Genomic DNA, 25,653 nt, shown 5'->3' with positions numbered 1-25,653 from the left:
TGAGCTGGAATGACACGAAAAAAGCGGCTGCGCAGGCAGCCGCTTTTTTGCGTATCAGGAATTTTTTATTGGCCAGTTGTAAATGCCGAGCGCCATCTTTTATCATTACGGGCATTCGCCCTTTTCACCGTTCCGCCCAAAAAGTTCGCAAGTCCGCACCGGTTCGCGCATAAAATATCAAAGCCAAGGATGTCTTCCCAAATGTCAGCCTCTTGTCATTTTTTGAAACCACTCTTTCGTTTCGAGTGACATATGAGAAAGTATAGGGGGAATCCAATGATGCACTGGACTGATTTTCTGGTCATTCTCGCAGCTGGTTCGTTCGGCGGTCTCCTGTCGAGCTTGTACATCCATGACGGGTCTCTTATTCTGCCCAAAGGCATCGAGCTGGAACTCAGCGATGGATCCACACGCAAACACTACCATATCGGTTTTCTGTCGGATATCGTGCTGGGGGCCGGCGCCGGATTGATTGCCGTACTCCCGATCGGGCTGGAGTTCCCTAAATATATTTATGTGGCGATGATTGCCGGGTTCGGCGGCGGCAGCTTCATTGCCAAGCAAGCCAAGCTGACGGCGGAAGAAAAAGTATCCTCGCAGGATAAACTCCCGCCTATCGTGGCTTCAAGTGTTCCGCTCACAAGTGAAAATTCCGCTGATGAAGTGATGTTTGAGCTGGCGATTGCCGACCGCAAAGGAGAGAAACGGACATGAACCTCGGAAAAATTGTGTTGACAAGTGAGGAAATTGAGGAGTACAACCGTCTGAAACAAAAAATCGTAAGCGCCAGAACCCGGCTGGAAATCTCGCTGTACACCAAGCAGGCGGAGCAGATTCTGGAAAAGGGACGGCTGCGCTATATCAGCAGACTGGAAAAAAACAACCCGGGGACCCAGGATCAGGATCTGCGGACTTACACGGAGTCCAAGGATAAAAAAGCAAGACTTACCGCATACGCTCCGACAAACCACCATTCCTTTCTGCAAGCCGTCAGACGGTCGCCGCTGGCCAGCAAACTGGCCAAATCCAGCTCGGGACGGTAAGCTCCATCAAGATGAACTGGATGTATCCGTGACGAATCGCTTCCTAAACTAACAGCCTCCAAAACCAACAGCCTCCAACCAAACAGCGCCCAACAGCCCGGCAGATATGCCGGGTTGTTAATTGTTTTTAGATTGGCACCGTCTTGTTGCGCAGCCGGGTTTCCGCCTATCTGTTTCCAGAGCCCCCGCGGGTTCCGCCCCGCATTCCGCGGCTAATTCAAATTTGCACGGTACTGCCGCGGGGAGATACCGATGGTTTTTTTGAACATTTTGGAAAATAAAAACGGATCACCATACCCTACGGAACGTGACACATCCCCAACAGACAGCTCCGGGTTGCGCAGCAGTTCGGACGCCCGGTTCATCCGGTACTCCAGCAAAAAGGTCTGTAAAGACACCCCATACTGTTCTTTAAACAGTCCGGATAAATAGGTGCGGTCCAGGCCAACTGAGCGGGCGATGTCGAGCACGGAGATTTTGCGGCTGTAACTGCTGGAAATATAATCCGCTGCTTTGCGGATATAAACTTCTTTCGTGTTCCGGGCTGTCCAGCCTGCATCGTCCTCCGGGGAGGAACGGATTAAATCGGCCATCATTTGGTACAGGATGCCAAGGCTGAACATATCGTCGCCCCGGGTATCTTGGACTGCTTTCAGTTCTTCAAAAAAACGGCCAAAGCCGCTGTCCGCGCACGCGGTAAAAACAGGATGGCCGGTTCCAATCTGTGCCCGCTGCAGCATCGGCTTGGCCATCATCCCTTTAAATCCGAACCAGGTATAGGTCCACGGATCCTCCTTGTCGGCACTGTAGTGGACAAGCGTGTCCGGGAGAATCACAAAGCCCTGGCCTGCCGATAGCCTGTATTCGCTGCCGCCAGAGCGGAACACGCCTTGACCACTGTGGACGTAATGCAGGATATAAGTATCGCGCATCCCCGGCCCCCAGGCATGATCCGGCGGGCAAGCTTGTTTCCCGTAAAACAGCAGACTGATCTCCATCTGCCCGGGCAGCGACGCGTTGTGAATAATATTGATTTCTTCCATACGGTCCGGCCCCTTTACAAGTCAGAATTCCTCGCAGCCGTATTATAACATGCAAAAACACCTTATTTCAGAATGAAAGCGAATCCGATCTTGGATTATGACAGGTTTTGCTGGGGTTGCTCCATGTTCGCAGGCGCACAATGGGCTGTATAGTAAAAGTCATATTCCAGTCTAACTGAAGGAGAGATAATGACATGAACAAAATTACCTTTATCGGTGCGGGCAGCACTGTTTTCGTCAAAAACGTGCTCGGCGACGTGATGTCGTCGCCCGCCCTGCAGGGGTTCGAGCTGGCTTTGTACGATATCGACATGGAGCGGCTGCGGGATTCGGAACGGCTGTTGGGAAGCCTGAAGCAGACCTTGGGCAGCACATGTGAAATCAAAGCATACAGCGACCGCAAAGCCGCGCTTCAAGGCGCCAAATACGTTATTAACGCGATTCAGGTCGGCGGGTATGATCCGTGCACGATTACCGATTTTGAAATCCCCAAAAAATACGGCCTGCGCCAAACGATCGCCGACACGGTCGGCATCGGCGGGATTTTCCGCAATCTGCGCACCATTCCGGTAATGCTGGAGTTTGCGAGCGACATTCAGGAGGTATGTCCTGACGCGTTATTCCTCAACTACACCAATCCGATGGCGGTGCTGACCAATGTCATGAACACGGCCGGCGGTGTCCGCACGGTCGGACTCTGCCACAGCGTACAGGTATGCGTTCCGCATTTATTCGAATCGCTTGGAATGGATCCGGCTGGAGTAGAAGCCAAAATCGCGGGCATCAATCATATGGCCTGGCTGCTGGAGGTTAAAAAGGACGGGGTGGACCTTTACCCGGAAATAAAACGCCGGGCCGCAGAGAAACAGCGGGAACAGCATTCCGATATGGTTCGCTTCGAACTGATGAACCGTTTTGGCTATTATGTAACGGAATCGTCGGAGCATAACGCCGAATATCATCCTTATTTCATCAAAAAAAGTTATCCGGAGCTAATCGACCGGTTCAACATCCCGCTGGATGAATATCCGCGCCGCTGCGTCAACCAGATCAATGGGTGGAAGGAGCTCCGGGAAAAGATTTTCGCCAGTGAAAATATTGAGCATACCCGCTCCAAAGAATACGCTTCGTACATCATGGAAGCGATCGAAACCGGAGTGCCTTATGTCATCGGCGGCAATGTCATGAACACTGGACTGATCACCAATCTGCCGAAGGAAGCCTGCGTTGAGGTGCCTTGTCTGGTCAACCGTTCAGGCATTACGCCAACATTCGTCGGCGATCTGCCTCCGCAGCTGGCCGCATTGAACCGGACAAACATCAACACCCAGCTGCTGACTATTGAAGCGGCGCTGACCGGCCGGAAAGAGCACATCTACCATGCGGCGATGCTCGATCCGCATACGTCTGCCGAACTGTCGCTTGACGATATCGTATCGCTTTGCGACGAATTAATTGAAGCGCACGGCAGCTGGCTGCCAGCGTTCAAATAAGTCTGAGATCCAAAGGGACAAAAAAGCGAAGAGGCACTTTTTTAGGGAATCTTTTACTCGTAACATTCCGGCTAACCGAAAAGACAGCGCCGTTTGCGCGACCTCTAATCATTAAAAAGACCGGCTGATAGCAGCCGGTCTTTTTTCGTTTCATGAAAGTGTTACTTGGCATAGTCCAACCCTAACCGGTAAGCTTGGTTAAGCAGCATCTCATAATACTCGGGAGTGGAATCCAGCGTTTCGTACAGGAATTCAACCTTTGAATTAGAAATTCCGCAATAATCGGCAATTCCCACATTGAGCAGATGGGTGATCATTTCCCCATAGTTACGTTTGTCCATTTGTTCTTTCGAAACACCCGCGAGCCCCATCCAAAGTACATGCTGATGAGGAAGCTGGTTCGAACCATATGCAAACCCGTTGTTCCACACACGGTCAATGTAACCTTTCAGCATGGCCGGCAAATGCCACCACCAAAGCGGGAAAATGATGGCCAAAGCGTCATGTTTTTTCATCCGGCTTATTTCCAGTTCAACCCCCGGGGAAAAGGACTGCTCTCTGGCTGTCCAATCCGGCTCATCGGCTCCTTTTAAGACCGGGTCAAAACCGATCCCGTGCAAATCTAACAGCTCATATTCGTGGCCGGCTTCGGAAAGTCCTTGGACAAACCGATCGGCCGCCTTAAACGTCAGGGAATCTTTTCTCGGATGCGAAACAACGGTCAGCACTTTCATTCTCGTAACTCACTACCTTTCTCAAGCGGCAAATTTGTAGCCATGATTCCTAGCTGATGCTATTCTAAACAAGAATAAAATCATTCGGAAGTACGTACTTTGAAGTTCTATAGGATAATCCAGGTGCTATAGGAACTTGAAAGTGCCCTGAAAAAATGTAGAGGAACTAACCGGATGTACGGTCTGGAAGAGTGCAAATGTTCTGTTCCTGGAACAAAGACACAGCTTTTTTCGGAGGAATGAGCGATGAGTGAAGAGAAAATAAATAGTGTGCAGAAGAAGTATAAAGTTGGCGTTGAGGCAGCGTTGGAAGTTATGGGTGGAAAATGGAAGCCTTTAATCATCTATCATTTGATGACAGGACGGAAACGGACGTCAGAGCTTCGGCGGTTAATCCCCGGCATTACGCAAAAAATGCTGACCACTCAGCTCAGAGGCCTGGAAAAAGACGAGATTGTTGCTCGGAAAATTTATAAAGAGATTCCACCTAAAGTGGAGTATGAGCTAACGCCTTATGGCTGGGGGCTAAAGCCCGCGCTGGATCTTTTATGCTATTGGGGAGAAGACCACCTGGACAAGGTCTATGGCGACAGATCCAAGGTTTTGGAAGAGTTTGATGGCTGCACAGAGTAAATGGGGGAAGTACGACATCGCGAGGCGGTTATAGCTGCTATCCCCTTATTTATTTATGTATCCGGTCTGCTATAATAGGTGGACGACAAGCGAAGGGACGGATCAAATTGGCATTTACAGCGCAGCAGGTGGCAGAGTGGATGGTGGAGGAAATCCGGTTTAAGGGGATCCTGTATCAAACTGAGGCGATCCGGCATGTCCGGGAGCAGTTTGGTGAGGAATTTGTGTTTATCAATGAGCAGGGGAACGCTTCGCTCGATAAAGAGGTCAAAAAAGCATTCCGCAAGCTGCACAGCGGCCGGATCGCCTGGGACCGGGACGGTTTTATGTGGGCTTGGACTTAAAGGGGAGAGGAGCTTTAAGCCCGAGGCACAGGCTGGTATCAACGCGGCGATTAGTTAAAAAACGCGTATTCTGGCTGGTTCATATTCTGCCTAACAAAAAGACGTACCGTAAACGGCCGGTTGGCCGTTCTGCGGTACGTTTTTTGTTGCATCATGCTGAAACTGCAGCTTGCATATCCAGCATAGCTACAGCCAAAAAGAAAGGATCAATGCGGCCGCCGCGGCGGCCTGCACGGTGTAATCGGATGCGCTGTAGCGGTAGACCCGGATCGGCGTCCGGCCAACATCCCCTTCATAACAGCGCGACTCCATCGCGATGGCAAGATCTCTCGAACGGATGATTGACTGGACGAATAGCGGCATCAGCATGGGCAGCAGTCCGCGAAGCCGTGCACCGATTCCGCCGCGGTGGAACCCGCCGCCCCGGGCAAGCTGCGCTTTGCGGATTTTGGAGAATTCCTCTGCCAGCAGCGGCAGGAAGCGGAGCGAGATGGAGAACATCATCACGGCTTCATGCACCGGCAGCTTCCATTTTTTTAGCGGATTCAGCAGCAGCTCGAGCGCTTCCGCCAGCAGAATCGGCGATGTGGTCCGCACCAGCAGGGACAGCAGCAGGACAACGCCGGCAATTTGTTCGCACATCATCAGCCCGCTGAGCATACCGCGGCGGGAGAGCGTGACACCGGCCAGGGTGAGCAGCTCATCACCGGGCTGTACGGACAACACGGCATGGTAAATCATCGTGGATATAAAAAAGATGGATAATGACAGCAGAGTAATGCCAAAAACGCGCCATGAGAGCCGGGCCGCTCCCCAGAGTGCGATTAACACGGCAAGGAAAATGGTCTTCAGCATCCAGTTCCCGGCGATGAGCAGAGCGGCGCCGAACAGCAGGGACGCTATAATTTTTGTGCGGGGATCCCAGTTCTCCAGAGCAGAGCCCCGCTTCGCATACAGTAAAAAAGTGGAATCCGACATGTTAATCCTCGCCTTCAAAGGGTTCATGATGTCCGGTGCTTGCGCGCTGCGGACATGGGTGACCGGGAAGCGGCCGCATGCTGCCTTGCGGTCAATCGGCAGGGTGCCTCCGCCGTGGCGCCTTGCGGTCAATCGGCAGGGTGCCTCCGCCGTGCGGCCTTGCGGTCAATCGGCCGGCAGCCTCCGCCGTGCTACCTTGCGGTCAATCGGCAGGGTGCCTGCGCCGTGCCGCCTTGCGGTCAGATTACCGGCAGCCTCCGCCATTCCGCCAACCCGCGCAGCTCAACCCGGCTGGCCGGACGCCTTCCGGTTCCGCCGCCAGTAGCCCGCCGCGACCGCAGCGGCTTCCTGGGCGGACAACAGCGTGCCCTCCGGTATAAGGCCAAGCGAAGCCAGCAGCCGGGATACCGCCAGCGCTTCGGGTTCCACCCAGCCCAGCGGCTCCAGCACTCGGGGATCGGACAATAGCTCGGCGGGGCGGCCGTCCGCCAGCAGCCGGTTCCCGCTGAGCACAAGCAGGCGCGGCGCATGAGCCAGAATCTCTTCCAGCTGGTGGCTGACCCATAGAATCGTGGTCCCTGAACGGTTCAACCGTTCCAGCAGCCGGAACAGTCCCTGCCTGGAGGGCAAGTCAAGTCCGGCCGTTGGTTCATCAAGGATGAGCACCTCCGGCTCCAGGACGATAACGCCGGCAATCGCAGCCCGGCGTTTTTCGCCTCCGCTGAGTTCAAACGGGCTGCGTTCCGCATAGACCTCATAATCGAGACCCACAGCCTGCATGGCCTCGCGAACTTTAATGTCCGTTTCTTCCTCGCTAAGCTTCCTGCTCCGCAGCCCAAAGGCGATATCCTCCCGGACCGTTCTTGCAAACAGCTGATGCTCGGGATATTGAAAAATATAACCGATGCGGTCAAACAGCTCGGGCTGCTTCGCCGCATAGGGAGCGATGCCGTCCAGGAGCAGGGCACCTTCGGCGGGTTCCAGAAATCCCTTAATCAGCTGTAAAAGAGTGGATTTGCCTGAGCCCGAACGCCCGGCCAAAGCAACGGTTTCGCCGGGTTCAATAACCAGCCCAATGCGGTCCAGGATGCGCGGGCCTTCCGGCTTCCGCTTTTTCCGTTTCGGTCCGTAGGCATAAGAAACATCCTTCAGCTCGATGCGCATAACAAATTCCTCAGTTCTTCCAGATGAAGTTTGGAGGAAGCCGGAACGCCGCTTTGCCGCAGCCAGTAGGCCAGACTGTGCGAAAAAGGCAGCTCCAATCCACACGCCTCCAGCAGTTCCTGCTGCCCGGTCAGCCGCTCCGGTGTACCGTCAGCAACGATTTGACCTGCATCGAACAAAATCCAGCGGTCGGCGTCCAGCACTTCCTCCACATGGTGGGTAATGTAAATCAGCGTGAACCGCTCCCGGCGTCTTGCTGCCTGCAGCGATTCAACAAACTGCCGCCTTGCCGCCGGATCGAGCATGGAGGTCGACTCATCAAGCACGAGGCAGCGGGGAGACAACGCCAGCACTGAAGCGAGGGCGAGCTTCTGCTTCTCCCCGCCGGAGAGGGCGGACACCAGCCGGTCGGGGTCCGCCGCAAGGCCGGCAAGGTCTGCCGCCCATTCGGCGCGGGCAGCGATATCCGCCTGCGGCCAGCCGATGTTGGACAGTCCAAAGGCGATGTCTTCGCCGATGGTCAAGCCGACCTGCTGGTTCTCGGGATTTTGAAACACGATCTGTACGGCCCGCCGGATCGGAGCGGAAGTTCCTTTGTCCGCGGTCCGCAGCCCGTCTATCCGGACTTCGCCTTCCGTCGGCAGCTCGATGGCGTTGAGGAGGCGGGCAAGCGAAGACTTGCCTGAACCGTTGCGTCCCAGCAGCGCCACGAACTCTCCTTCCGCAATCCTCAGATTAACGCCGCGGAGAGCAGGCGGGGAGAGCGCTTCTTCCTGCTCCGTATCCGGGTCCACATACCGGAAAGTAACGTTAGCCGCTTCAATCATGGGACCCGGATTCCTTCCCGGTGTTGTTGGTTCGTTCGTTGTCTGCATCGTTTGCATTCGCTTGCCGGCCAACCGGTCCAAATACGCTGGCCGGATCGGCTGGATCGAAATGGCCGTCTTCACTCCCCGGAATTTGCCAAAAATAATCAAGCTGTACGCCGTACTCACCGGCAAGCTCTAATAGCACCTGCATAAATACGCCTCGGCCCGGATCGCAAGACGGGCTTTCGGCAATCCCCAGACCGCCCGCAATTTCGTACCCGTAGTCCTGGTACGTTTTTAACTGCTCCATCACGGGCAGCAAAATTTTGCGGCTGTGCTCACGAAATTCGGGAGTATCGTATTCTTCCGTTGTCATCGGGGGGCGTTTCGGACCCAGAAAAGTGAACTCCGGGCAGGGCAGCTGGACGATACCATAGTCCTGGCCGTTGGCCCAATCAACAGCCGATTTCATGACGCCCGGGCTGCGTGCTTCGCCTTCGACAACCGCGTTCTGGTTGATGACGCAGTGGGAGGCGACGATGATTTTGCCGCTACGCCGCATAATGTTTCCCTTTGCCGGAGCCGGGCCGGCGGAGCAGCGATTTGGGCAGATTTTTAACTACATAATAAACGAGCAGTGCGGACAAAATTTTGTCGACTAGGTTTTCACCAAGACGCGGCAGGAAAGCAGAGGTGAACAGATTGCTGCCGGCCTGCTTCATCCACAGCACCGCTACATCCAGCACGCCTCCGGTCAGACCGCCGAACACGCCGATAGCGATGACGGTACCCACCGCGGGGCACAAAACGGCAAGCAGGATGCCCGATATCAGTGCGGAAGATAAGCGGTAGCCGTTTTTGCGCGCAGCGAAGCCGACGACAAGGCCAACGATGATATTAACCAAAGCAAACGGGATTTGTGTGTAGCCCGAAGTAACGCCAAGCACAAGATTTGTCAGCAAACCGACGAGTGCGCCCCAAAACGGGCCGTATATGGCAGCCATAAAGATGGTGCCCACCGTATCCAAAAAAATAAAAGGAATTTTGAGATTGGCGATGACTGTGCCTGCGATCACGTTGATGGCAATAGCCAGCGCTCCAAGGGTAATCATCTGAGTTTTGCGATTCATGTTCGTAAATCCGTCCTTCCGAATGTTAAAATGTGAACTGGCCGCCCCGCGGCTGCTTCCTCCTCCCATAAAAAACCGATAGACTGTCTCATGCTTGACCCGGCGCAGGCCGGCCGCACGCCTTATTTGAAGACGCTGCTCCGTAAACGGGCAAGGATGATTCTTCCAATGGTATAGTATAGCTGAGTGCCGGACGAATACAAGACTTTCCTGCTGGGGACCGCTAAGAGATAGGGGAAATGGTTTCGGCATCCCGGCGGATTGTTAATGTAAGGTAAGAACAGGAGTGCAGATGAACCGGGTCCGCGGCTTGAGGGCATCGGCCGGAAGACAAAAAGGAGGTTATCATCGATGGGACGCGAAACCTACACCGTACCTTACGGCTTTGAGCCTGCGGCGCCTGAGCGGAAGGGGACCGTGATTTTTTATGACGCATTTGAGACAACAACGGATGAGGAGCTGAACGCTGCGCTGGAATATACCCGCAGGGCGAAATTTACGAAGCTCGTGCTCTATCCGCTGCATGAGGAAACGGTCAGACGAATGAGCAAAACACCGGTCAGCCGTTACTATAAGCGGGAAGACCGTGTGCATGAATGGAAAAGAGACCAGGGAGCGGGTTTTGTCACAGTGGAAGGCTTTGAAGGCCAACGCAAAAAATACACGCCGCTTGATCTGGCGCTCCGGCATATCGCTGAGCGGTACCCGGGACCCCATTTCCTGTATATGACGCCCGAGACCGCAAACCAGTTTGCGTCCTATTCTTCATTTGAAGAGTGGATTCGTAAAATCAGGCTTGTCCTGTCGGAGCAGCCCGCCGACATTCATCCGAAGCTGGAAGCCTATCGCCACAGGTGGGAGACCGCAGATTCAGAGGGCCAGACAGCCGGGGAATGAACAAATCAATCGGCGGATTCAATTCAAAAGTCGAGTGAATAAATCAAGCGGGCTGAATCCAACCCAAAAGTTGAGTGTACAGCTCAGGCGGGCGGAATCCCACCCGACAATCGTATACCGCAGAGCCTTTTTCACCTTGAAAAAGGCTTTTTGCGCTGGCCTGCCGCGCGCTGCGGCCTCCTATTGAATCTACCTGTAGCGCGGGCTTGTTACCCGCCCAGTGCATATCTTAATAACTCAACATTCACAGCTGGAAAAATGGTTTAGACCCTTGAGTAAGTATGAAAAATTCAATAGATTGACTTGTAATGTATTGACAAAAAACACTTCACTTGTTTCGGATCATGGTAGTGCGACCAACCATGCTAACATGAAAGGTGCGTAACTCTACGTTATAACAACATCTCCTGCCTGAACACAGTCTTGCTTTTCAGAACTTTGGAGGCCTTTTGAAGCTGCTCAACCTTGTCCTCCCCTATGACTTTCTTGCCGGACTCAGAGGACCTAATTTGCTGATTATTCCGTGTTTTGGCCAAGAGACGGACTCCGATTCACTTATTTACGCGGAGGATCCATCGTTTGGATGTTTTTGGTACGAATAACGGATCTGGAGTCCGCAAGGCATCCCAAAAGCCTAGGTATTTCAGAAATAACGTCCTCTGGGTCCGGAAAGCACCTCGGTATCGCGTTCGCTGGTAATCCGCTGCGGGTCTGTTGCAGGAGAGGATTCGTTCCAGTTAGTTCAACGACAACAGCGGCAGTCCAAGTCATGGTTTATCAAGTCTTGGTCTGCCGCTGCTTTTATTAACTCTACTTTCGCAACCCGAGATTCAGCCTGAGATCGGCAGCGCAATCCGAGATCGGCAGCGCAATCCGAATTCGGCAGATATGCCTTGAGATCACTTGGCAAACCGGAGATCCAGTGCTGGAGTTGACTTTGAATCAGGGTGGAGTTACTTCCCAACCTGAGTCGATTTCGTTCAGCCGTTCTATGAGTTGCGCCAAGGCAACTGCCCGGTCTAGCGTGCTAACTTCATCGCACCGTAAATGAAATAGCACACCGAGCGTGCATTCGCCGCAATGAAGCGGTGTTCTTCTATTTTTTCAAGACGATTGCTTTATTGCAGTTAAATCCGCGCCAGGACTGGAGCTTAGCTGATATTCGCTCTGCGAAAGTTGAGTTAATAACTTACCTGCTGCAGCCCCTTTTGAAATGATTAAAGCTGGGATGGCGAAAACGCCTTCATTATTTTAATGTTAAAAAATTAAAATTTAAGGATTGACCATAGGCGAAAAATTGTGGTTTTATTATATAGACCGATTGTTATAAAGAAAGGGAAAAGAGTGATGAACAAAAAGCCGAATTCCCGCGAAGCGATTGTGGACACCGCCAGCAGGCTTTTTTTTACACAAGGCTATCACGGTACCGGGCTCAACCAGATCGTGAAGGACAGCGATTCGCCGAAGGGGTCGCTCTATTATTACTTCCCGGAAGGAAAAGAGGAGCTAGCGTCCTGCTGCATTCACCGCAGCGGGGAGTTTGTCTCCGGAATTCTGCGGGATACCCTGTCGGATGCAAGTGATGCGGCCTCGGGACTGGCGGCCTTTATCCGCGGTATGGCGGAGAATGCCAAACAATCTTCCTTTGAAGTGCTGCGTCCTTTCAGCTTCTGGGTGGCGGCGGAAACCTCCTGTGTCAGCGAACAGCTGCGCTCGGACTGCCAGGTGGCGTTCGGAGATTGGCAACGGCTGATCGCGGACCGGTTGATCATAGAGGGAGAGAACGAGCAGACGGCGCTGGATAAAGCGTCCGCGGCGATCTCTTTATTTGAGGGAGCTCTTCTGCAGGCGCTGACCTTCCGCAATGAACGGCCGCTGCTGGCCGCGGCGGAGTTAGTCGGTAAAGTGCTGGCTTAACGGCCCGCACGGAGTCCGGTCGAAAGAAAATCGGGATACACAATATCCCGAAGCAAGAGACAGAGAAAAACAAAAAGATAGAATCGTCAAAGCGATTCAGGAGGATGGAAAGAGTGGAAAAAACGATACAAACGCCCGGCGGACGGCAGGAAGAACGCAAATACAGGACGATCCCGATCCTGATCTCGCTGCTGATCGGCGGATTTATTGGAATGTTTAGTGAGACGGCGCTGAATGTCGCGCTTAGTGATTTGATGCGGATTTTGCAGATTGAACCGCATACGGCCCAGTGGCTGACAACGGCTTATCTGCTGACCCTCGGCATTTTGGTGCCTATCTCCGGCCTGCTGCTGCAGTGGTTCAGCACCCGGCAGCTGTTCGTGGCGGCGCTTAGCTTCTCGATTGCCGGAACGTTTCTGGCGGCGATTTCACCGTCGTTCGAGTTCCTGCTGACCGCACGGGTGGTGCAGGCAATCGGAACGGCGCTGCTGCTGCCGCTGATGTTTAATACGATTCTCATCATTATCCCAGCGGAGAAACGCGGGGCAGCGATGGGGATGATCGGTCTGGTCATCATGGTGGCGCCGGCCGTAGGCCCGACTATTGCGGGACTGCTGATTGAGAACCTGAGCTGGCACTGGATTTTCTGGCTGGCGCTTCCGTTCCTCGCCGCTGCGCTGGTATCCGGTATCTTCTTTATGGAGAATGTCAACCAAGTAACAAAGCCGAAAATCGATTTGTTGTCCATCCTGCTGTCTTCTGCCGGTTTCGGCGGTATCGTATTTGGATTCAGCAGCGCCGGAGAATCCGCGGGCTGGGGCAGCGCTAAGGTCATCGCTTCGATTATTATCGGCTTGGTCGCCCTCGTGCTGTTTGTTATCCGCCAGCTGACGATGAAGCAGCCGATGATCAACATGCGTGTCTTCAAGTTCCCGATGTTTGTGGTCGGGGTGCTGATGGTTTTTATCTGCATGATGGTGATTTTGTCTTCCATGCTGATTCTCCCGATGTATCTTCAGCAGGGACAAGGGTATTCGGCATTTAAAGCCGGCCTGCTGCTGCTGCCGGGCGGTATCGTGAATGGTCTGATGTCCCCGGTAATGGGCAGATTGTTTGACAAATACGGGCCAAAATGGCTGGTTATCCCGGGGCTGCTGATCGTTGCGGCGACGCTGTGGTTTTTCTCGGGCATTACGGCGGCTTCCACAGTGGCCTTCGTCATTGCGCTGCATACGGCGCTGATGATCGGCATCTCGATGATCATGATGCCTGCCCAGACAAACGGCATCAACCAGCTTCCGCTGGAGTTTTACCCTGACGGCACGGCCATCATGAACACGCTGCAGCAGGTAGCCGGAGCAATCGGTACGGCGCTGGCGGTCAGCATCATGACGGCTGGCAGCAAAGGGTACCTGAGCCATGTGGAGAACCCGCTTGACCCCGCGCACCAAATTCCTGCGTTTACGCAGGGGGTGCAGGACGCATTTGTTTTTGCCATGGTTATGGCGTTGGCGGGGCTGCTCGTGTCTTTCTTCATCAAACGTGTGATTGTGAAGCATAACCAGCAGGCTTCGATGCCGCACTAATTCGTTTATTGAGAAGGTTGTCCTTTGCCTATAGAGGCGGGGGACGGCCTTTTTTTCTTTTTTTTGGCATAAATAGATACCTAGTATTGCTATGCATAGATTATCTATGTATAATTGCAGTCAGGATACATAGCTTGAAGAGAGGAGTTGAACCCAACATGCCTATCAGCAAAGAACTGGTAAAAGGCAGCACGGCTACTTTGGTCTTGACGCTGCTGGCCGGACGGCCGCTGTATGGATATGAGCTGATTAAAGAGCTGGAACGGCGGTCGAGCGGGGTTTTTACGATGAAGGAAGGCACTTTATACCCCATCCTGCATGCCATGGAATCGGAGGGCTGGGTGGAAGCGTATTGGGAGACGGTGGACGGGCGGAAACGCAAATATTACCGGATTTTGGATAAAGGCAGAGACATGCTGGCAGAAAAGAAAGCGGAATGGACTGTATTCAGACAAGCTGTCGATTCCGTACTGGATCAAGGAGGTGCCGGAGTATGACCGGAGGAGTAATTGAGGAATATCTGACCCGTGTGTGTTCCCATGTAAAGTACAAAAAAATCCACCGGGAGCTGCGCGGCGAACTGCGCGACCATTTGGAAGAGCTGGCGGCGAACCGGGAAGAGGCCGGATACACGCGTGAAGAGGCGGAGGCCTGGGCTGTTGAACAAATGGGAGACCCTGAACCGGTAGGCAGGCAGCTGCACCGTCTGCACAAACCGAAACTGAACTGGGGAGTGCTTGCCGCTGTACTGCTGCTCGGGGGAGCGGGACTGCTGGGGATCCTGTCCTACTCCGCTTCATCCTCCGAACAGCTTGTCCAGCGATACGGGAGTAATCACCCTATTTATCTGGCTATGGCCTTTGTCATTATGGGAGTTCTTTATTTTATCGACTATCGCAAGCTAAAAAGCTTATCATGGCTGCTGTATAGTATCACACTCCTCGGAATGATGGCCGCCTTGCTTGATGGGCAGCAGGTAAATGGGGCAACTAAATGGCTGCATTTTGGTTTTTTGGGGGTCGTTGATATTATGGGCTGGAGCTGTTATCTGCTGGTGATTGCACTGGCTGGTATCTGGACCCGGACGGGGACAACAGCAGACTATAAAGGATGGAAAGGACTCCCGCTGCTCATTTTGCCTCTCTGGTTGTATTCAAAAAGCAGTGGAGTTTTGCCGGAGATGTTTTTGTTTCTGGTCACCGCTCTTGTGCTGTATGTTCGAATTTCAAAGCAGTGGCGGACTGCGGTCTTAACCGGCGCGGCAGGAGCTGCGGTAATTGTCCTGATTTTGGGAACCAATCCGCTGTATACAGGCAGACTTGAAATGGCACGAAGTGCGGATGGCGGAGGTTATGTGCTTGGAGTTCTCAAAAAGGTACAGGATCAAGCGGGCTGGTGGGGACAAGGATACGGTATGGATACCGGCATGCTGCCTTATCCCTCTACGGACATGCTGCTGACCTACTTCATCTACGCCTTCGGCTGGGCGGCCGGAATCGCGGTAGCCGGTGTCATTCTGTGGCTGATTGTCAAAGCGTTCATGGCCTCGATGGCTGTGCGTGAAGGTTATGGCCGTGCGCTGATGACCGGAATTGCGACACTCTTGTGCGTGCAGTTTATCTATAACCTGCTAAAACTCAGCGGGGAAATTCCGCTGGTCGGGCTGCCGCTTCCTTTTATGAGTTATGGCGGGAGCCATTTGATCATCGAGTATGCCGCAATGGGGCTGCTGCTCGGCGTATACCGCACCAAGGATTTGATTCGTTATCCTTCGAGTTCTTCCCGACACCATCAGTCTGCAAAATAAAAGGGACCGCAACAAAGGCATTAATCTTTTCCTGCTTCAGGCGTCTAAGGTACAATGGAAACGGTGATACCCATTCAGCCGAGGAGGAGCAGCCTATGGTCCCATATCCGTTTCGTTTCATCGCAGGTTCCAAATTGAAATTGAACAGAACTACCGCAGTTGTCATGCTCACAGCAGCGCTTACGCTGACAGCTGTTCCTGTTTCGCCCGTCCAGGCGGCGCCGCAGCCTGCTGCAGCGGCCAATGCAGCCAAAGTGTTTAACCAGTTCGAACGGTATGTCAAAGATCCGCAACAGCTGGCCATGGCGGTAAAATATCTGAAAAATCATGTGGATGAAGTGGATAAATGGACAGGCACCAGGATGACACTGCAGCTGGAAAATGCGCAAAATGCCCTGCTTGGTACAGTAAGCGAACGATTCTACCCGGAAGCCATTCAGGATGAGCTGGGCAAGGCCTATACGAAGCATCAAACGCTATCGCTTGGCAAACTAATGAACTCCGGCGGCCTGAAGGACAAGACCCATAACCTGCTGTACCAGTTGTCCCAGACGGGGTATAAGCTGGAGACTTCCGAAGGCCTGTATTATCCCGTTCTGGATTATGATGCCTACAAGACCCTTAAGCCGTATATTGGAAAAGATATCGGCATCTACATCGACCTGATGGCCGCTGAATCGAACCAGCCTTCTACTTACGATGCCGGTGTGGTCATCCCCTGGTCCGAGCTTATTGACCGGGCGGCAGCAGCCGGTGATTTCGTCAAACGTTATCCCGGGTCGAGCCGCATAAAAAACGTGAAGGAAATGTACGGTTTGTATAAATCCCATCTGCTGTTCGGCGACAGCAACACGCCCGCTTATGACTCCTTCAGCGGGGAGCAGGCCGAGCCGGAGCTGGATGCAGAGCTGAGAGAAGCTTACGAGCTGGCGGTCAAAAAGCTTCCTGCAGGGAGCGAGCTCAAAGCAATGTTAAAGCAGCTGCTTGTCCTGCTGGACGAAAGCGGCAATAAACTGACGCCTAAGATACAGCGTTACTTGGACGAACAGGCAGATCAATAAGCGGGCTGTTTAGCGGCGGTAAGAGCAGGTTAGGGTTCGGATTATATTGAGATTCGCTTGATAAAAATCAAAACGCATTGTCTGGCCAAATCTGCCGGCGGTGCGTTTTTTTGCATTTCTTGCATTCCGCAGTCCGCAGCCTGCCCGATGAATATTTCCTCCATCTCCGGCAAATACCAACTGAACAGGAGGGATGCGGACATGAAATCATCCGGCGCGGAAGAGCAGGAAAGTAAAGGAACAGCCAAGAGTCCAACCAATGCAGAGACACAGAACGGTTCATCCGGTGCAAAAAACAGCGACCAGATTTCCTCCAATCTGGACGAGAATATACAGAAGCTTAAGGATGAGCTCACCCTTTGTTCGGATCTGCTGTACCGTTCGGTTGAAGCCGGGGGCGGCAAACAGGCGACCCTCGTCTTTTTTGACGGGATGACTGACACGAATCAGCAGGAGGATATCGTTCTCCGGCCGCTGATGAATTATTTTAAAACCAAAGCCGCAGAGCAGGCGAATCCATCTGTACAATTGGAACAAAAGAATAACACGGAGCAGGAAGGCGGGATCCGGATTCCCAAAGAATCGCCGGAGGATTTTTTGGTGAATGCGATGATTGTGGAGAAAAGCCGCAGCCTGCAGCAGACCATCCAAAAAGTACTTGGCGGATATACCGCCATTTTTCTGCGGGACGTGCCTTACGCGCTGCTGATTAATCTGTCAAAAAAGGAAGAGCGGTCGCTTCAGGAACCCACTTCCGAAAAAGTCGTCCGGGGACCGCGAGATGCGTTCGTGGAAACGCTCCGGACAAACATTACCCTGCTTCGCAGACGAATCCGTTCCCCTCGTCTCAAATCGGAATCGTCCACATTGGGGGAACTGACGAATACCTCCGTTGTGGTCATGTATATCGAAGGTAAAGCCAAACCGTCGCTGGTCGATGAAGTCAAACATAGGCTGAAACAGGTGAAGCTGGAAGGCGTGATCCACTCCGGTGACGTGGAGGAATGGATTGAAGACAATAAAAATTCGCCTTTTCCGCAGGTCCAGGTAACGGAGCGGCCGGATGTGGCGGCTTCCAGCCTGTTAGAGGGCAAGGTGGTGATTATCGTCGACAACACGCCGTTTGTGCTGATTTTGCCGATGACCTACTGGTCGGGTCTGCAAGCGGCGGACGATTATTCCGAACGCTGGGTCTACGCTACTTTTATCCGCTGGGTCCGGTATTCATTTGTACATATTTCGCTGCTGCTGCCTTCCCTATATGTGGCATTAACTACATTCCACCCGCAAACGGTCCCGACTCCGCTGCTGATCAGCATCGCTTCAGCTAGAGAGGGCGTTCCGTTTCCCGCCGTGTTTGAGGCGCTGTTTTTAGAATTTATTTTTGAAGCGCTGAGGGAGGCCGGTATCCGGCTGCCGCAGCAGGTGGGGCCAGCCGTCAGCATCGCAGGTGCGCTGGTTATCGGGCAGGCGATTGTGGAAGCCGGAATTGTCTCCACACCGCTCGTCATCATCGTCTCTCTAACGGGAATCGCTTCGTTTGCTTTTCCGCGGTATAACATTGGCACAAGCTACCGGATGCTGCGGTTTCCGCTACTGATCGTGGCCGGTTTTCTCGGGTTCTACGGCATTGTGCTGTTTCTCATCGCGTTGAGCGCCCACATGGTGACATTGAAGCCGTTTGGCGTGCCCTATATGACGCCTTACGCTCCCATTAATTCCAATGGTTTAAAAGACGTGCTGATCCGCGCGCATAAAACGAAGCTGAACAGTCTCAAGCCCGCTTCTTCGGCAAAAGCGGATCAAACTTCATCTGGAAGAGACGCCGGAAAAGGGGGGCAACGCTGATGCGAAGCCGAAACAAGGCGCTGGCCGCATTGCTCGGCTTGTCGTTGTTCACCACAGGCTGCTGGGACAGGGAAGAGCTGAATGACCGGGCCATTGTTCTTGGCTGGGGACTTGATCTGCAGGAAGACGGAACCTATCTGGGAACCGCAAATATCGTTCTTCCCAAAGGAGCCAAAGCAGGCGGAGGAGCGCAGGCGGGAGGCGAGCAGGGCGGGTCCAATTCCTTTATGACGGAAAGCGCGACGGGCCGGAATAACAATGATGTGGCGCAAAACATGCAGAAGAAGCTGTCGCGGACGATTTTTCCCGGTCACCGGCGGAATATTTTTATCGGCGAAAAGCTGGCCCGGCACGGCATTGCCGGCGTTCTGGACGAATACAGCCGGAACCCGACTGTCCGTCCGCGAACCAATATTTTTGTCGTACAGGGCGGCACCGCGCAGCAGGTAATGAGCCTCGGATACCAGCTGGAGACCAATCCGGCGATTGCGGTGCAGAAGACACAGGAAAAAATGGGGGCGCCGGTCGCCAGGTCGCTGGTTGATTTTTATATGATGGCTAATGGCCCGGGATGTGCGGTTATGCCGACGCTCCGCATCGTGCAGCCGGAGAAAAAAGTCAAAACGGAAAGCAAGGACGACAGCCCGCCCAAACCGACGCTTGAGCATGCCGGTGTCTCTATATTCGACCGGAACTTCAAATTGAAAGGCTATCTGGACACGGAAGAGTTTTGGGTTCGTCTGTGGCTTGTCGATAAGCTGAAGCGAAGAGTGGTGACTGGGGTGGTGGATGAGCAGGATAACAACTTTACCATCACCATGGACAAGTTCAAGCGTGAAATTAAATCCGAAATCAAGGGGGACAAAATCAGCTTTGATGTGAAGCTGAAGGGGATGGGTACGCTGAATGAAAATAATTCAACGCTTGATCTGTCCAGACAGCAGAATATTTTTAAAGCTGAGCGAATTGCCGAAAAAGGGCTGCTTCAGCAGATTGAACCGGTGGTGGAGAAGGTGCAGCAGGATTTTAAATGCGACGTGTTCGAATTCGGCGACACACTGCATCGTCAGCATCCCCGGAAGTGGAAGGATATCGAATCGCGCTGGGAGGAGCTTTTTCCAAAGGCCGAAGTAAAGCTGAGTGTAAAAATCAACATTACCGATACGGGAAGCACCGACAAATCGCTCCTTCCGAAAAAGATGGGGGGACCCGAACAATGAAAATTAACGGAAAACAGGTGTTCTGGATGCTCTGGATGCTGGATGTGGGCATTAATTTGCTTATTTCCATCACCCTTGCCGCCAAAGACGCCAAACAGGACGTATGGATGTCCTTTATTGCCGCGGGAGCCTTGGGAATTGTGGTCACCTATGTTGCAATTTCGGTCAGCCTGCGCCATCCAAAGCAGACGTTGGTGGAGTTCGCCGGAACCATTTTGGGCAAATGGCCGGGCAAGCTGATTGTGATTCCTTATTTTCTGCAGTGGGTCTGGGTGATGGCGCTGATTCTCAAGGAGCAGTTTGTTTTTCTTCGCTTGAATGTGCTGTACAAAACACCCGATTGGGTCGTGATAGGCTCCATGCTCCTGGTTGTGATTTATGCGGTACGGCGCGGCGGGATTGAGACGGTTGGCCGTAGCAGCCAGCTGTGGGGTCCCTTGCTGTCGGCCATTTTGCTGCTGACCTTTGTGCTGACTCTCCATAATCTGAATATCAAGAATATGCTGCCCGTCTACTACGATACGGGAGCTCTGGGAATTATGAAAGGCGCCCTGAAGCCGGCGTCGCTGTTTGGAGAGTCGGTTCTGATCATGATGCTCGTGCCCTTTATTTCCAACCCTGGCTCAAAGACGAAACGTTATGTGCTCGGCGGTGTGCTGGCTTCCGCGGTTGTCGTTACGCTGGGTTCGTTGTGGGTGACGCTTACCTTCGGGCCGGTGCTCAGCTCCAGGCTGCATTTTCCTTTTTTTGAAATGGTCAAAATGGTCTACCTCATGGAGTTCATTCAGAACATGGATATTTTTCTGATGGCGATTTGGCTGGTCAGCATTTTCGTCAAGCTGTCCGTTTATTTGTTTGTTTCCAGCGTAGGCATTTCGCAATGGATCGGCAAAAAACAGCAGTGGAGACGTACACTATGGTTCGTCGCGGGGTCTGCTTTTGGAATCGGGATGGTTGTGATCCGGCTGAATCCGTCTACGGCCGCTCTGCTGGAAACGGTTTGGGTCCGTTACGTCTTCCCGGTAAATATGATCGCTATCCCGCTGCTGCTCTGGGGGGGATCGGTCCTGCGTTTCCGCAGGAAGCGGCAAACGGCTGCAAATTAGAGGAAGTTCGGGTTTAATCTGCTTGGGTGTGTACGCAAACTGTAAATAAGGAACTAAGGGTCAGTCAAACGATTCCGTGATGGGTTACAAAATGCTATCAACCCTGGATCTACACCTTTTATTGTCAGATCGATATACGACCCCTATCCTGTGACACACCCGCGGCGGATTACCACAGAACGCGATACCGAGGTCTTTAAAACGCGATACGGAGGTCTTTAAAACGCGATACGGAGGTCTTTAAAACGCGATACGGAGGTCTTTAGAACGCGATACGGAGGTCTTTAGAACGCGATACGGAGGTCATTAGTATGCGATACGCAGGTCTTTAGAACGCGACATGGAGGTCTTCGCGGACCCAGCGACCGTTATTTCTGAAATTCTTGGGCTTTGGTATGCCTTAGCGGACTCAAAAGCCGTTATTCGTACCGAAAACATGCAAACTAAGCATTCTACGCGTAAATAGGTGAATCTGAGTCCGAAACTTTGCCAAAACACGGAATAATCAGCAAATAGGGCCTTCTGAGTCCACTTGTACCCACACTTTCTCTGGCGGTTACAAAAGGCGGGAATCTGGGATGAAATCTCAAGCATGAATGCCTTTTTTTATAAAATGAAACATTATCGGCGTTTGGCAACCCGCTATGACAAGACAGCGATCTTGTTCAAGGCTTTTTTGGCGTTGATTTCGATGACGTTATAGTTGAAGTAAGTCTCCGTACAGATTCTAGTTAAGCTTAGTCAAACTCCATCAGATTGACCCTGCCTGCAACCTGCGCGCCTGCTCCTGCGTCTGGATAGGAAAGACGACCGAATAGGAGGCCAATCCGTTGAAAAAAGCAGTGTTTGTGCTGATGCTTGCGGCAGCGGTTATGCTGCAGGGCTGCGGCGCAGAACGGGATCACGGACCTGCAGCGGGGCCGGAGCCGGGGAGGGAAACAGCGGAGCCTTCCATGGCGTCAGGCTTAAGCTCAAACGGCACCGCCGGCCCGTCACCTTCTTCGAGCCAGCCGGTTAACGGCACCGCCGGCCAGCCGCCTTCTCCCAGTGAGCCGATTAAAGGCACCGCCAGCCCGTCGCCTTCTCCCAGCCAACCGATTAAAAGCGCATTGGCGCCGGATGCCAGCTTGCCCGGACAAATCAAGCAGTTCCTGTCCGATGAACGCATTCCAAATGGCGATATTTATCTGCAGGATGGATTCGTGCATGTAAATGTCGCCGGGCTGAATGAAGAAGTTGAGGGTAAATTTGCGCAGCAATTTGCTGGGGCGGCGTACAAGCTGCACGATGTGGCTTATACCATCGAAGAGCTGTTAGAAGCTCAACAAACACTGGAGCAGGAGGACCTGTACCGGAAACTGAATCTATATTCGTCCGGTGTGGATGTCATCGCCAACCGGTTGAATGTGGAGCTTCCAGAGGAAAGTACACTCGGCGTCAAAGAGGCACTTGAAAAGGCAGTTGATCCAGGTCTGCTGCACCTGAAAGTGCGGAAACTCGGCGAACCGGAAATTACGGGAGCGATCGAACGGGTGGATGCGGAACGGAAACGGATTTTGATCCTTGAACCTGGCCAAGAACAGCCAACCTACTGGTTCTCTATTAATGAAGCCTCCAAACTATTGGACGAGAACGGGAAAACTGTGAGTTTCGGCTCGCTTCATGCCGGAATGGAAGTCCGCATTTGGAGTACTGGGGCAATTATGGAGTCTTTGCCTGCTCTGGGATCCATCCGCAGGTTAGAGATTGGCGCACACGAATAAATTAATTATTGACCGGACGGGAGATCGTCCGGTTTCTTTCTGTTTTTACGAAGCAGAAGGTTACAACTTGGAAACAACTCCTAGTATTCAATCTACTATAATAGACAAAGAAATTTATACCAAATCATAGGACTTTGTTATGGAAAATGAAACAAAGGTTCTGTAATACCGGAGGGAATTCATGAAGAAATATAAGCACCGATATGTTGCTGTCCTCGCCGGCACGTTTTTGGTCAGCCAATTGGCATCGGCCTATCCTGTGACCGGCGCCGGCACAGCCGCATCGCCTGCGGCTTCCAATCCGCCCGCGGCGTCCAGCACTTCCCCGGAGGGTTCGTCCGGGCCATCGCCGACTACCCAGCCGTCCGCGACATCGACACCATTGCAGCCATCGGCATCGTCGCAGCCGTCTACACCGTCGCAGCCTTCCACGCCGCCAGGAGGCGAGTCGGCCGGAGGCCAGATTATTACGGAGATTACAGGTTCCGCTGTGCTCGGTTCCATTCCAATGGGGCGGGGAGTTACAGCTAAGCTGGAGGACGTGAAGCATTGGCAGCAGGAAGACGGTACGGTTCTGACGTACACCGTCAACTATGTGAACTCTGGCTCCGCCGCCCGGAATTTGATCGAATATTTCTCCAGGGTCACTACCGCTGGGGGAGCCGTCATTTCGGCCAATCCGATCAGCCAGGATGCAACGAAGAAAAAAATACCTGCCGGGGGCAATATCCGGGTTACATACTATGTCAACTTAGGCAAAGCGAGCACGCTCAAAGGCGTCAAAATCGGCATGCTGATTTGGGACGTTAAGACGGCAGGATATTTGAAACGGGTGGGCACGTATGCCATTCCCGCTTCTTACACCGAGACGATCCCTTACGGCAAAAGCCGGACGGTTCGCATCAACGGTATTCCGGTAGCCTATAAAACCGAGTCGCTGCAAATCTTCAAAGCAAACGGCAAGACATACGCCAAAGCGGGTGTCGCCATGACCAATCTGGGCAACAAAGCGATCGGGTCGCCTGGGTACGCGGTGTCGCTGCTGTCGCCGACCGGCTCCATCTTTGATATGAGCCTTGACACTTCGTCGGCGGGATACCGGATTCAGCCTTCGGAAAAGAAAACGGTCATGTTCATTACCGAGGTTCCGGGTTATATGAAGCTGGATAACATGCGCCTTGCGTTTACCCGGACCGACGGAGGACTGAATCTGGAGCTGCCTGTGGCTTCGTTTAAGCTTCCGGGGGCAACCACGTACAACCCGGTGGTCGAGAAGGGCACCATCAAGAAAATTACGGTCAGCCAAAATACGGTGGAAACGCAGCTTGCTTCCGCATCCGTGTCTGCGGAAGACGGGAAAGGCCTTTGGACCTTCCAGTTCCGGTTCAAGAATAAAGGTAACAAAACTGTAACTATACCGGCCTACGAATATTCCATCCGGACGACCAAAGGATCGTTTTTCCCGGCGGTAAACGCCTCCGGAGCTAATATCAGCCTGAAGCCGACGGAATCCAAGCTGATTACGCTCACGGCCCAGGTACCGCTGGAGTTTACGCAGAACCACCTTCAACTGCAGGTGCTGGAGCCGGCCGGAGAGACCGATACGGCCCGTTTCCCGCTCGGCTGGTACAAGGTTCCGTATTCGCCGAAGACGGACAGCCTGCGCGGACTGGAGTACCGGACGACCAATGAATACGGCACTTTTGCGTATTCGCTGGAGTCGCTGCAGCGCCTGCCTTGGCTGAATGAAGACGTCGTTGTGGCCAAGCTGCTGCTGACGAATATGGGCACCGAGTCGCTGTCCCTGCCGAATCTGAAAGCCGCCATGAAGCTGGATAAAAACGATTTGACCGCTTCAACCGAACTGATGATGGACAAATCTTCAGCCGTTCTGGCAACTGGCAAATCGGCCGAAATCTATGTACTGGCCAAAGTGCCTTACACCGAAAACTTCGGCAGCGTAAAAGTAATTCTGTATCCTATAACTAGCGAAGGCGGAGAAAACAAGCCGGCGGCAGTTCCGCTGCTTACGCTGACTACCGACAGCTCAACGAATTCCATTCCGGCCATTGCCAAAGGCCAGCCTTACAACATCACGGTGAAAGGCAAAAATGCCGAAGTCAAAGAGAACCGGACTATTGTATATGAAGCTGAAGGATACAACGTGCTGTACACCGAGATGCTTATGAAGAACAAGGAGTCGCGGCAAAGCAAGATGGCTCTGCTTCAGGGCTACTATAAGACCGGAGACGGCCAGTATTACAAAGCCGAGTCCAATCAGTCCGCGGCTTCGACTTCACCTGGAGGCAGCCAGCTGATTTCCTATTGGACCAAGCTCCCGAAAAGCATTTCGGTTACCGATACGTCGCTGTACATCGGTCCCGGCGTAACCGGCGGCGCGCTCAGCGAGCCGGGACAGGAGCCATCCGGCTACATTCATACCGCCGAACTGGGATTGAATTTGACCAAGCCAACCGTTCTGGGTGCGCTGAATGATGTGAATTTCTATCCGTATACCATGACAGTGCTTGGAGCGACAGGCACAATCACGGAAAACAGCGAGACAATGAATGTCGTCCTGAACTACCGTCTGGCGCGGACCGACCAATACGAATCGGGCGAGTCCGGCCATAAGCTGGTCATCCGCATGACGGATCCGTACGGATTGTCGCAGGAGCGCATTGTGGTGCCAGGCACGGATCTGCCTGCCGGAATGAACAGCTATCCGATGACCTTCAACAGCCAGGCGTACAAAAACCTGGGCGGGGGAGCGTTCCGGATTACACTGCTGGATGAATTCCAGGGCGGACGAATTGAACTGGCGAACCAGGCGTATAACGTGAAATTTGAACGTCTTCCCGTAGTGGAGAGACCGGAAACACCTGCGCCAAGTCCAAGCCCGAGCCCAAGCGCTACGCCAAGCCCGAGCCCAAGCACTACGCCAAGTCCAAGTCCGAGTGCGGACCCAAGCCCGACGGTGGCGCCGACGCCAAGCCCGTCGGCTACGCCTTCTCCGGATGCAAGTCCGGCCCCAAGCCCGACCCCCGCTCCGGCCAAGGAAGGGGAATAAACCGGTT

The 25,653-nt window shown here is 53.2% G+C and carries 23 protein-coding genes; 16 read left to right on the top strand and 7 right to left on the bottom strand.

The features are described 5' to 3' along the window. The first annotated feature begins 276 nt into the window (after positions 1-276). Together ACE6ED_RS12175 and ACE6ED_RS12170 are read left to right on the top strand one after the other, a co-directional pair. Positions 277-714, top strand: a complete 438-nt coding sequence (locus tag ACE6ED_RS12175) for a hypothetical protein (RefSeq protein ID WP_410827411.1) — start codon at positions 277-279, stop codon at positions 712-714. Then, a complete protein-coding gene (locus tag ACE6ED_RS12170) occupies positions 711-1,043 on the top strand; it encodes a hypothetical protein (protein ID WP_410827410.1) in 333 nt (110 codons plus the stop codon). Before ACE6ED_RS12175 ends, ACE6ED_RS12170 begins: the two co-directional genes overlap by 4 nt. Positions 1,044-1,255: 212 nt before the next feature. Here the strand turns inward: ACE6ED_RS12170 and ACE6ED_RS12165 are convergent, their stop codons facing one another. Further along, a complete protein-coding gene (locus tag ACE6ED_RS12165) occupies positions 1,256-2,086 on the bottom strand; it encodes an AraC family transcriptional regulator (RefSeq protein WP_410827409.1) in 831 nt (276 codons plus the stop codon). A 194-nt stretch (positions 2,087-2,280) separates the two neighbouring features. Here ACE6ED_RS12165 and melA point away from each other — a divergent pair, with 194 nt between their 5' ends. Next, positions 2,281-3,579 carry an alpha-glucosidase/alpha-galactosidase gene (melA, locus tag ACE6ED_RS12160; protein ID WP_410827408.1) on the top strand — a complete coding sequence of 433 codons (1,299 nt, stop codon included), beginning with the start codon at positions 2,281-2,283 and terminating at the stop codon, positions 3,577-3,579. Between the two features lie 161 nt (positions 3,580-3,740). On the opposite strand, the gene ACE6ED_RS12155 is transcribed toward melA, so the two are convergent. Then, a complete protein-coding gene (locus ACE6ED_RS12155; protein WP_410827407.1) occupies positions 3,741-4,313 on the bottom strand; it encodes an NAD(P)H oxidoreductase in 573 nt (190 codons plus the stop codon). Between the two features lie 246 nt (positions 4,314-4,559). Between ACE6ED_RS12155 and ACE6ED_RS12150 the strand changes: the two genes are divergently transcribed. Next, positions 4,560-4,946 (top strand): winged helix-turn-helix transcriptional regulator, encoded by a 387-nt coding sequence (locus ACE6ED_RS12150; protein WP_410827406.1) that lies wholly within the window; start codon positions 4,560-4,562, stop codon positions 4,944-4,946. A gap of 107 nt (positions 4,947-5,053) precedes the next feature. Continuing rightward, on the top strand, positions 5,054-5,290 hold the full coding sequence (locus tag ACE6ED_RS12145) for a DUF6953 family protein (protein WP_410827405.1): 237 nt from the start codon (positions 5,054-5,056) through the stop codon (positions 5,288-5,290). Positions 5,291-5,476: 186 nt separating this feature from the next. Here the strand turns inward: ACE6ED_RS12145 and ACE6ED_RS12140 are convergent, their stop codons facing one another. From ACE6ED_RS12140 to ACE6ED_RS12120, 5 genes are all read right to left on the bottom strand, one after another. Continuing rightward, positions 5,477-6,400, bottom strand: coding sequence for an energy-coupling factor transporter transmembrane component T family protein (locus ACE6ED_RS12140; protein ID WP_410827404.1), 924 nt, complete (start codon positions 6,398-6,400; stop codon positions 5,477-5,479). Between the two features lie 150 nt (positions 6,401-6,550). Then, positions 6,551-7,432 carry an energy-coupling factor ABC transporter ATP-binding protein gene (locus ACE6ED_RS12135; RefSeq protein WP_410827403.1) on the bottom strand — a complete coding sequence of 294 codons (882 nt, stop codon included), beginning with the start codon at positions 7,430-7,432 and terminating at the stop codon, positions 6,551-6,553. Beyond that, a complete protein-coding gene (locus ACE6ED_RS12130) occupies positions 7,417-8,259 on the bottom strand; it encodes an ATP-binding cassette domain-containing protein (RefSeq protein WP_410827402.1) in 843 nt (280 codons plus the stop codon). Before ACE6ED_RS12130 ends, ACE6ED_RS12135 begins: the two co-directional genes overlap by 16 nt. Then, a complete protein-coding gene (locus tag ACE6ED_RS12125) occupies positions 8,252-8,803 on the bottom strand; it encodes a CD3072 family TudS-related putative desulfidase (protein WP_410827401.1) in 552 nt (183 codons plus the stop codon). The genes ACE6ED_RS12130 and ACE6ED_RS12125 overlap by 8 nt, the downstream gene beginning before the upstream one ends. Further along, positions 8,793-9,371 carry a CD3073 family putative ECF transporter S component gene (locus ACE6ED_RS12120; RefSeq protein WP_410827400.1) on the bottom strand — a complete coding sequence of 193 codons (579 nt, stop codon included), beginning with the start codon at positions 9,369-9,371 and terminating at the stop codon, positions 8,793-8,795. Before ACE6ED_RS12120 ends, ACE6ED_RS12125 begins: the two co-directional genes overlap by 11 nt. 351 nt (positions 9,372-9,722) lie before the next feature. Between ACE6ED_RS12120 and ACE6ED_RS12115 the strand changes: the two genes are divergently transcribed. The 11 genes from ACE6ED_RS12115 (at position 9,723) to ACE6ED_RS12065 (ending at position 25,646) form a co-directional block, all read left to right on the top strand. Then, entirely contained in the window at positions 9,723-10,268 is a 546-nt protein-coding gene (locus ACE6ED_RS12115; RefSeq protein WP_410827399.1) for a hypothetical protein, read from the top strand. A gap of 1,347 nt (positions 10,269-11,615) precedes the next feature. Further along, positions 11,616-12,185 carry a TetR/AcrR family transcriptional regulator gene (locus ACE6ED_RS12110; protein WP_410827398.1) on the top strand — a complete coding sequence of 190 codons (570 nt, stop codon included), beginning with the start codon at positions 11,616-11,618 and terminating at the stop codon, positions 12,183-12,185. A gap of 125 nt (positions 12,186-12,310) precedes the next feature. Continuing rightward, a complete protein-coding gene (locus ACE6ED_RS12105; protein ID WP_410827530.1) occupies positions 12,311-13,771 on the top strand; it encodes a DHA2 family efflux MFS transporter permease subunit in 1,461 nt (486 codons plus the stop codon). 158 nt (positions 13,772-13,929) lie between these two features. Continuing rightward, positions 13,930-14,268, top strand: coding sequence for a PadR family transcriptional regulator (locus ACE6ED_RS12100; protein ID WP_410827397.1), 339 nt, complete (start codon positions 13,930-13,932; stop codon positions 14,266-14,268). Then, positions 14,265-15,578 (top strand): FtsW/RodA/SpoVE family cell cycle protein, encoded by a 1,314-nt coding sequence (locus ACE6ED_RS12095; protein ID WP_410827396.1) that lies wholly within the window; start codon positions 14,265-14,267, stop codon positions 15,576-15,578. Before ACE6ED_RS12100 ends, ACE6ED_RS12095 begins: the two co-directional genes overlap by 4 nt. 134 nt (positions 15,579-15,712) lie before the next feature. Further along, positions 15,713-16,639 (top strand): hypothetical protein, encoded by a 927-nt coding sequence (locus ACE6ED_RS12090; protein WP_410827395.1) that lies wholly within the window; start codon positions 15,713-15,715, stop codon positions 16,637-16,639. Between the two features lie 201 nt (positions 16,640-16,840). After that, positions 16,841-18,487, top strand: a complete 1,647-nt coding sequence (locus ACE6ED_RS12085; RefSeq protein ID WP_410827394.1) for a spore germination protein — start codon at positions 16,841-16,843, stop codon at positions 18,485-18,487. After that, positions 18,487-19,707, top strand: a complete 1,221-nt coding sequence (locus ACE6ED_RS12080) for a Ger(x)C family spore germination protein (RefSeq protein WP_410827393.1) — start codon at positions 18,487-18,489, stop codon at positions 19,705-19,707. Before ACE6ED_RS12085 ends, ACE6ED_RS12080 begins: the two co-directional genes overlap by 1 nt. Continuing rightward, a complete protein-coding gene (locus ACE6ED_RS12075; RefSeq protein WP_410827392.1) occupies positions 19,704-20,813 on the top strand; it encodes a GerAB/ArcD/ProY family transporter in 1,110 nt (369 codons plus the stop codon). The genes ACE6ED_RS12080 and ACE6ED_RS12075 overlap by 4 nt, the downstream gene beginning before the upstream one ends. An 830-nt stretch (positions 20,814-21,643) precedes the next feature. Then, positions 21,644-22,576, top strand: a complete 933-nt coding sequence (locus tag ACE6ED_RS12070; protein ID WP_410827391.1) for a hypothetical protein — start codon at positions 21,644-21,646, stop codon at positions 22,574-22,576. Between the two features lie 181 nt (positions 22,577-22,757). Continuing rightward, the gene (locus ACE6ED_RS12065; protein WP_410827390.1) at positions 22,758-25,646 is read left to right on the top strand and encodes a hypothetical protein; all 2,889 of its coding nucleotides are present in this window, start codon (positions 22,758-22,760) and stop codon (positions 25,644-25,646) included. Positions 25,647-25,653 lie beyond the last annotated feature (7 nt).

It is taken from the genome of Paenibacillus nanchangensis (assembly GCF_046543445.1).
Lineage (GTDB): Bacteria > Bacillota > Bacilli > Paenibacillales > Paenibacillaceae > Paenibacillus_AQ > Paenibacillus_AQ nanchangensis.
The sequence above is the reverse complement of the archived record's forward strand: the minus strand, read 5'-3'. Positions and strand labels throughout refer to the sequence as shown.